The following is an 8,124-nucleotide window of genomic DNA, read 5'->3' as shown; positions in this document are numbered from 1 at the left end:
TTTATCGCCTGAGCAAGATCTACCATCCCGATTCTCCAACCGGGGATGACAAAATTTTCCAGCGATTGACTCTCTTCTACAAAAGCCTTACGGAGAAATTTGAGCAATGGCTATAGTCTATGTTTCTTCAAACAAGCTCGCCGAATTTTTGGGTATCAGCCTTGAGGAACTCAGGGAGATTGAAGCCTACTTTGACAGTATCCCTGATGATGAGTGGGAACTGGTGGAAGGTAAAGACTATCGCGTTATCAACAAAAGTTCGGGGCTGAGAGAATACACGCAGTCTGGTGCTTACGCCATTTTATCCTTTTTAAGGTCTAGGTCAGAGCAAGGTCGTAAGTACTCTACAGACACAAGCATTAGGAATTGGTTCAAGGAAGAGTATCGCAAGAGGCAGAAGGCTCTGGTGGATCATAGGATCCTCGAAAACAGCTCCTCTCTGGTCAGAAGACAAGATCAGTTTTGGCTATCTCTTCAAGATGTTGTGACGATCTTTGGAACTCGAACTGATTACCTTAAGAAAGCGCTTGAGATTGCATCAAAACAAAGTAAACTCATCAAAGACGTTCATTACACACGCTTTGGCAACGACGACACTGTCTACCTCTCTTTGCGAGGCATCTATGAGCTTGCCAAGATTATGGTAGAAGTCCTCAAGCAAAACCACAGAAAAGACTGGTGTCGAGATGTTGGCGAACGCATTGAACCCCAGATTCAGGCAATCGTCAAGACAATCCAGGATAGACAAAGGCAGATAGAAAGAGCAAAAGAGCTTGCAAGAAGAAGGGATAAAAATCTCTGTAGAGTTACTCGAAAAACAGCCAGTAGCCTAACGGTTCACCATCTCTACTCTGAAGCGCACTATCCAAAGATTGCAGCAAATCTTTCCAACCTGATTACTATAGCCAGCGAAGTGCATAGCCACTTTCATCAGTGGATGGGAGGTTTCAACGAGCCATGTACAATTGATGACTTCATCAAGTATGTTTTGGAATACTATCCTGAGAACAAAAACCTGATCATCTGGTTGGGACAACAGAAGGCCAGTCTTGGGCCGCAGTTGCCCATTGGCAAGGGGAGAGAGCATGTGCTCTACATTCCTCTCCAGCGTGTAACTTGAAATAACCCATTGGTTATCGGTTGTTTTCAGGTCATTCCAACCACCTTAGTCAGGTTTGTCCGTCCTTGAGGATCCTTGATCTCTTTTTGGGGATCCCTCTTTCTGCGAGCAATCCGCGTCTGTCTCACTGGAAACGACAGAGGCCATAGTACAGCCAGGGATCCCTAAACCAAGCCCTGATTTAAGATCTCGCGGGAACGGGCGATGGCTGCTCTCAAGTTGGCCCGCTGGGTGTAGCGCATCGTCATGGCGGCAGTTGTGTGGCCCAGCAAGTGCTGAATGTGTTCGGGGGCAACGCCGCGATCCAGCAACAAGGTGGCAAAACTGTGGCGAAACTGGTGGGGGGTTTGATGTCCCGGCTCAGGCTCGGTTAGCTTGAGCACAATATGCCGCAGGCCATCGTAGGTGAGGGGACGGCCTCGGTAGGCCAAGCAGCGAGATTGGGAAACAAACAAGGGATCCGTCGGCGCGCACGGGCCCCGTTCTTGGCTCAGATACTGCTGCAACAGCTCGGAGAGGGGATCCCCTACTGCCACAGCGCGAGGTTTACTCCCCTTGCCACAGCGCACTTCCAACAGGGATCCCTCAGGGCTGATTTGAAAATCTTGAACGGTTAAGTCCAACAGCTCCTGGGCCCGCAGCCCGCACTCCAGCATCAGGCGAATCAAAGCCGCGTAGCGCAGAGAATGGTTTTGGGCCCGCTGCAACACCCGCTGCAACAACAACCGATCCAGATCGCGAGGCAAACGAGCGGGTAGGCGGGCAGGTCGAATGGCTTGAGTGGGCAGGGGATCCTGAAGGTAGCCCCGTTGGCTGGCCCATTCAAAAAATTGCTGCAAGGCCAACCGCTTCAGGTTGTAGGTGGCCGGAGAGGCGGGCGGGTGGATCCGCTGGCCGGAGCGGTTGCGAAACGGACGGCCCTTCAAGCTGTTCAAAAAGGACTGGACGTGGACAGGCTGCACCTGGGGCAGCGGCACCGGGCAAGTTTTGGCAAACTGCTCCAGAGCAATGCGGTAGGTACGGCGGCTGGCAGGGGCCAGATCCCGCTGCCGCTCCTGCAAAAATTGCGCCGCCAGATGGCTGAGGCTGGGAACAGGGCCAGTCGGCTGACTCTGGGGATGGGTCTCCTGAGCCCAGCCCGATCGAGGCTCCCTCATCCTGCCACCTCCATCCCTCTGCTAGCCCTTAACTTTATCCTCAACTTGTGGCCAGCTGCTGTCCAGAGAGGGATCCCGACCTGAGAGTCGATGGCTACTGGCCGGGCAGCAGGTGTTGGGTGATGAAATCCGTGTACACCTCGCCCCGCAAAAAAGCCTCGTGGCGCAGGATCTGCTGGTGGAAAGGGATCGTGGTGGGCACCCCAGTGATGGCGCATTCCCCCAAAGCCCGCTGCATGCGGCGGATGGCTGCCGCCCGGTTAGGCCCCCAGACGATCAGCTTGCCCAACAGCGAATCGTAGTAGGGGGGAATGGTGTAGTCGGTGTAGATGTGGGAATCCATGCGCACCCCCGGCCCTCCAGGGGGCAAATAGGCGCTGATCGTGCCAGCGCAAGGCCGAAACTGCTGCTTGGGATCCTCGGCGTTGATGCGGCATTCGATGGCATGGCCCCGCAACTCCACATCCTTCTGGCGAAAGGTGAGGGGTTGACCTTGGGCAATGCGAATCTGCTCGGCAATCAGATCCAGCCCGGTCACCATCTCAGTAACCGGATGCTCCACCTGGATGCGGGTGTTCATCTCAATGAAGTAGAACTGGCCATTTTTGTCCAGCAAAAACTCCACCGTGCCCACCCCCACATAATTCACCACCTTGGCCGCTTTCACCGCCGCTGCTCCCATGCGGGCGCGCAAGCTTGCAGTCAAAGCCGGGCTGGGGGCCTCTTCCAACAGCTTTTGATGCCGCCGTTGAATGGAGCAATCCCGCTCGTACAGATGCACCACATTGCCCTGGCTATCCGCCAAGATCTGAAACTCCACATGACGGGGGCGCTCGATGAACTTCTCCAAGTAAACCCCGCCGTTGCCAAAGGCTGCTTGGGCTTCCCCCTGAGCGGTGCGCAGCATCTTCAGCAGCTCCTGGGCATCCCGCGCCACCCGCATACCCCGCCCCCCGCCACCGGCGGTGGCTTTGATGATCACGGGGTAGCCGATTTTCTCCGCCAGCTTCACTGCCTCCTCCTCAGAGGTGATCAACCCGCGGCTGCCCGGCACCGTCGGCACCCCCACCGCTTGCATGGTCTCGCGGGCCGTGGCCTTGTCGCCCATCTTGCGCATCGCCTCTGGCGAGGGGCCGATGAAGATCAAGTTGTGGTCGGCACACATCTCGGCAAATTTGGCATTCTCCGCCAAGAACCCATAGCCCGGATGAATGGCAGTGGCCCCGCGGGTGAGGGCTGCCGAGATGATGTTGGGAATGTTGAGGTAGCTTTTGGCCACCGGGGCATCTCCTACGCAAACAGCCTCGTCCGCCAGTTGGACGTGCAGGGAGTTCTGATCCGCAGTGGAGTAAACGGCCACAGTTCGGATCCCCATTTCCTGACAGGTGCGGATGATGCGCAGGGCAATCTCACCCCGGTTGGCGATCAGGATCTTGGTGATGGGCGGCATGAGGGAGGTTCAGAGCAGAGAGATAACTTGACCGCTAAAGCCAGCAGTCTGTGAACGCAAGGTTAAGTTTAGGTGCTCATCCTACTATGCCAACCAGAGGGAAGAATAGAGAAGGCTGGTGGGGATCCCATATCCGGCCAATCCAGCCAACACCCTAGGTGGGGCTGAGGCTACAGGGATCCGGCTGCAGCAGAATCCCGGTGGGGGCAAACTGCGTGACCCAAAACTCCACATCTTGAAACTGGCGACGCAGGGTGTTGCGCACTTGGGCGGCCAGCTCCAGGCTGGGCATGATTCCGAAGACCGTTGGCCCTGACCCCGACATCAGGGATCCCAGGGCCCCCGCCGAGAGAAGAGCTTGGCGCAGTTCCCCTACAATCGCGTACTCCGGCAAAACCACCTGTTCCAAGTCATTGCGCAAACTCCTGGCTAACGCCGGCGGATCCTGACGGCTGAGAGCCGCCAACGCCTGCGGCAAGGTGGGCAGTGTGGGTTTGGGTAGGGCATCCCCTCCCAAGCTCCCCTGACGAGAACGAAAGGCTTGATAGGCCCAGGCGGTGGAAACCCCCAGGTGCTTGGGCTTGGCCAGCAGCACAGGGATCCCTTCCCAATCGGCCAGCGGCTCCAAAACTTCCCCGCGCCCGGTGGCCAGTTGCGTTCCCCCCTGGATACAGAAGGGAATGTCGGATCCCAAGCGGGCTGCCAAACTCTGCAACTCTCCCACCGTCAGGCCCAGCCCCCACAGTTGGTTTAACCCCACCAAAACCGCCGCCGCATCAGCCGAGCCCCCCGCCAAACCTGCTGCCACCGGAATGTGCTTTTCGATGTGAATCTCCACGCCAGCGGCAGAGTGACACTCTTTTTGCAGCAGCTCAGCGGCTTGATAGGCAAGGTTGCGGGCATCTGCAGGCACTTCTGGACGATCGCAGGTGAGGTGGATCCCGTGAGGACGGCTCTTCAACTGCAGTCGATCCGCCAAATGAATGCTCTGCAACACCATCGCCACCTCTGAATACCCATCAGGACGGGATCCGAGGATTTCCAGGTAGAGGTTGATCTTGGCGCGGGCAATCAGGGTACAGGCTTGCATGGGGTGAAAATCTGGGTCAGCAACAACTTTTCAACTCCCCTTAGCCTGTACAGACCTGATCAAAACACAGACTTATCCGGGGAGATCTCCCAGCCTGATTCTAGCGGCAGTGGATCCCCTTTCTAGCTGCCGGAGCGCGGCCATGGCCCCAGCCACTCTCCACCGCGAAAGCGCCAGCGGGGAAACAAAATGCGCATCACCACCCAAGCGCTGAGGTAAAGGCAAACCCAGACCACACTGTAGTGGAGAATAAAATCTCCCAAGTCAAACCGTTGGGTTGGGATATAAGGAAGACCCACCACCTTCAAGACTGTACCCAAAAAAAGCCCTTCCCAAATGCCGGCCAAAAGCTGAAGGATCCCAGGCCAATCGTGATCCCACATCCACCCCATCAGATAGTTATAAACAACATCCCAAACACAGCCAAACAGACCCACGTAGAGCAATACCCAAAAATAGGTGAGGCTGCCGCCATGTCCAGTGATCCCAAAATAAAAGGGTAAACTTGCCAAAACACCAACGGTGGCCAATAAGAAAATGCGAGTTTGCCAGCGGCCAATCAGGGTCGGAGTCATCTTTTCCTCCCGCAGTTTTGCCAATCGAGATCATCAGGATCCGTGTCGCTCCCAGTCTGTTTGAGGGAACCTTCTGGCCCTCACCCCCAACCCTTCCCCCTTTGGTATAGAAGAGTTGGGGATCAACGCAACACCCCTTTCACCAGGTTCAACGGGATGGGGAATAGCCATGATGTGTCGCCAACAATAGCGTTGATAACCATAAACATCCGGCAAAATCCAGGAGCGTTGCCCAATGTCGGCAAGCTAGGGGCTGATGTTTAGGGCCCACTTGCACCATTGCCACAGGGATCGGATCCCTTCTAAGCCTTTGACCCCCGGTGCCCGCAGTCGAGCCAGGTGTTCCACCGAGCGATGGGCACAGTACTGTAAACCCAAAAACGTATCCACCGGCGCATAAGGCCCGCCCAAGGTGATGATCCCAGCGGCGTACATTCGCCCATCCCGGTTGCGCATCTCCACCAGCTCAAAGTCGTTGGAGACATGCAAGCGCCCGTGAGGATTGAGGGGCAGGTTGTAGTGGGTAATTAGATCGTTGAGGAGAGGATTGGTCATGGGATCCGAAACCAAACCCGTACAGTCGATAACGAAATCGGCCTCCACCTTTAATTGCGTGTTGTTGTGGGTACCTCGAATGTAGGTTACCGGCTTACCCTTGTCGCCGGGAACCACCGACTCCACCTTGCCGAACACAATCGAGTACCAGCCCTCTCGCAACCCTTGCCGCACGATCCGCCGCCATTTCCGCCGACTTGCTGTCGTGGTGCCGCCCCAGGCTTCCAGCAGTTCGCGCCGTTCCAGGGGGGTCGCCGCTTCCAATTTGGCCCGCAGAACCCCTCCCCAAGTGCCCTTGGGCCAGTTGAAGGGCTGAAACTCCCAATGGTTATCCACTGCCCGTTTGGCTCGTCCGAAGCGATTACCGCTTTTGGGCGCACGGCTCAGATGCACCACCGAGATGCGGGGGTTGACTTTGCGGGCTTCGTAAAGGCGTTCCATCACCTGAGAGGCGACGATCCCAAATCCCCGAATTAGGACGGTGCCACCTTGTTTCTCCAACTGCTCATAAACGTGATCATGAGGCTCATAGCCGTGTACCACCGATCTCAAATCTCCTGTTTTTTCGCGAAACTCCTGCAGGTCGTTGAGCAACTTGATGGCCGGATATCCAGTTGCCAAATGGAGATACTTGGCCACCATAAAACGGTGATCCGTATGGCCGGGCCGCGTTGCCGAATAGGCCACCACATATCGCCCATCCTCCGTTTTGCGAATGGCGCGAATATGGCCGTAACACAACATTTGCTCCCAACCAATTCGGGCTGCCTCCCGATCCATTGAGGCAAATACATCCCCCGCCCGCGGCGTATAGGTATCTGCCAACAAGGGCTCACTAAATACCTGCCACAAAAAGCCGAGTGCTTCCAACAATCGGCCGGAGAAAAAGGAACGCCAAGCATCCCGCAGAGCATAGCCAGGCCAGCCCCAAATGTTGTCTGGACAAGAATCGGAGCCAGAGCGAATTCGCTTCCAGCGGGGGATCTGGCAGTTGGTCAAAAGCCGTTCATACCGTTCGTAGGGTTTGCGGGCAATGCTGATGACGCGGATGTGTTCCGGTCTGACCCCGTAGATGCGCAGGGTATCCACCCAGACAAAGCTGCCGATACCGCCGCCCAAGGCCAAATAGAGGGTCTCTTCCACAGGTAGTCCGGTGGCTTTGAGGGCGCTCAGGGCAATTTGCTCAGCTCGAAACAAATCCGGCGGCGGAAAATCCGAGCCAGCCCGCACTTCAGGAAGCTGCTCTGGGGCAAAAACCACCGTGGAAGCCGGGGGAACCTCAAATGCGGTGTCGGGTTGGGTGGCCGGGCGAATCAGTTCGGTGCGCGGCTCCAGCAAAAGAGTAGGGGTGGCGGTCAGAAGGGTGGCATTGGGATCCCTGGGGGACACCAAACCCACGGTGATGCTGTAGGGGCCAAGCTCCACCACTTCTCCCCCCTGGAGCACCCGGCGTGCCTGACGGATTTTTTCCCCATTGATGCGGCTGCCGTTGGCACTGCGATCTTCGTAGATGACCTGGCCATCCTCACCGAGATAGACGAGGGCGTGATAACGGGAGATCTCCTGGCTGGCAAACACAGCCCGCGCCACTTCTCGACCTTGCCATTCCTGTGGCAATTGGGCCAGCTCCCTGCCCAAGGCAAGAGGCAATGGAAAAATCAGCTCCTGCTGTTCTTCGGTGATGGGATCTTCCCAGCTCAGTTGAATTTGCATAGCTTCTCCTCACCTTTACAAAGATCATGAAGAGGCCATTGAGAAAACACAGAACAGCGCGACCTCACAGGTCACTTTTGGTTTGCCCGGGATCCCTTTTTTCTATCCCCCACGGACTTGGATCAGCCACTGGGATCTGTAAGAAGAATTAATGAAGAATAGAAAGGGTTGGTCCTCTAGAGAGGAGGTTGTGGGGCTTTGCCAGCTTCTGGAGGAGGGATCACCAAGGTAGCGCTCAAGACCAAATGTCCACAGTAGGGACAATTCTGACCCTGATATTCCGGGGGTAGGTAGTGAGGGTTTTCCAGGCGGCTGCACTTAACCTTGAGGGCGTCCAAAGTGCCGCGGCTGAGGAGATCCCCCTGATTCTTCCTGGCCACTTCTATGGACTTCACGCTCAGCACAACGCGCCCCAATTGAATTTGGCTATTGGCCTCAAGCGCAAGCTCTTCCTGAATTATTTT

At 56.2% G+C, this 8,124-nt stretch carries 6 protein-coding genes and 1 pseudogene; 1 reads left to right on the top strand and 6 read right to left on the bottom strand.

Annotation, left to right across the window (positions count from 1 at the left end):
• Window positions 1–106: 106 nt before the first annotated feature.
• Window positions 107–1,120, top strand: coding sequence for a hypothetical protein (locus NW815_RS12510; RefSeq protein ID WP_414344204.1), 1,014 nt, complete (start codon window positions 107–109; stop codon window positions 1,118–1,120).
• A 164-nt stretch (window positions 1,121–1,284) separates the two neighbouring features.
• On the opposite strand, the gene NW815_RS12505 is transcribed toward NW815_RS12510, so the two are convergent.
• The 6 genes and pseudogenes from NW815_RS12505 to NW815_RS12480 form a co-directional block, all read right to left on the bottom strand.
• Complete coding sequence (locus tag NW815_RS12505; protein ID WP_414388638.1) at window positions 1,285–2,277, bottom strand: tyrosine-type recombinase/integrase; 993 nt, start codon at window positions 2,275–2,277, stop codon at window positions 1,285–1,287.
• Window positions 2,278–2,371: 94 nt separating this feature from the next.
• The gene (gene accC, locus NW815_RS12500) at window positions 2,372–3,727 is read right to left on the bottom strand and encodes an acetyl-CoA carboxylase biotin carboxylase subunit (protein WP_414332260.1); all 1,356 of its coding nucleotides are present in this window, start codon (window positions 3,725–3,727) and stop codon (window positions 2,372–2,374) included.
• A gap of 154 nt (window positions 3,728–3,881) precedes the next feature.
• Window positions 3,882–4,817, bottom strand: a complete 936-nt coding sequence (gene ispE / locus NW815_RS12495; RefSeq protein WP_414388640.1) for a 4-(cytidine 5'-diphospho)-2-C-methyl-D-erythritol kinase — start codon at window positions 4,815–4,817, stop codon at window positions 3,882–3,884.
• A 122-nt stretch (window positions 4,818–4,939) separates the two neighbouring features.
• A complete protein-coding gene (locus NW815_RS12490) occupies window positions 4,940–5,392 on the bottom strand; it encodes a hypothetical protein (protein WP_414388642.1) in 453 nt (150 codons plus the stop codon).
• Between the two features lie 246 nt (window positions 5,393–5,638).
• Window positions 5,639–7,660, bottom strand: coding sequence for an FHA domain-containing protein (locus NW815_RS12485; protein WP_414344701.1), 2,022 nt, complete (start codon window positions 7,658–7,660; stop codon window positions 5,639–5,641).
• 176 nt (window positions 7,661–7,836) lie between these two features.
• A pseudogene (locus NW815_RS12480) lies at window positions 7,837–8,124 on the bottom strand (FHA domain-containing protein); the annotation flags it as partial.

It is taken from the genome of Synechococcus sp. R6-7 (assembly GCF_047461695.1).
Lineage (GTDB): Bacteria > Cyanobacteriota > Cyanobacteriia > Thermostichales > Thermostichaceae > Thermostichus.
This window is presented reverse-complemented; position numbering and strand designations above follow the sequence as displayed.

Excerpts from the sequence above, each read along its gene's own strand:
- NW815_RS12510 (WP_414344204.1), top strand. The coding sequence starts at position 107 with ATGGCTATAGTCTATGTTTCTTCAAACAAGCTCGCCGAATTTTTGGGT.
- NW815_RS12505 (WP_414388638.1), bottom strand. The coding sequence starts at position 2,277 with ATGAGGGAGCCTCGATCGGGCTGGGCTCAGGAGACCCATCCCCAGAGT.
- accC (WP_414332260.1), bottom strand. The coding sequence starts at position 3,727 with ATGCCGCCCATCACCAAGATCCTGATCGCCAACCGGGGTGAGATTGCC.
- ispE (WP_414388640.1), bottom strand. The coding sequence starts at position 4,817 with ATGCAAGCCTGTACCCTGATTGCCCGCGCCAAGATCAACCTCTACCTG.
- NW815_RS12490 (WP_414388642.1), bottom strand. The coding sequence starts at position 5,392 with ATGACTCCGACCCTGATTGGCCGCTGGCAAACTCGCATTTTCTTATTG.
- NW815_RS12485 (WP_414344701.1), bottom strand. The coding sequence starts at position 7,660 with ATGCAAATTCAACTGAGCTGGGAAGATCCCATCACCGAAGAACAGCAG.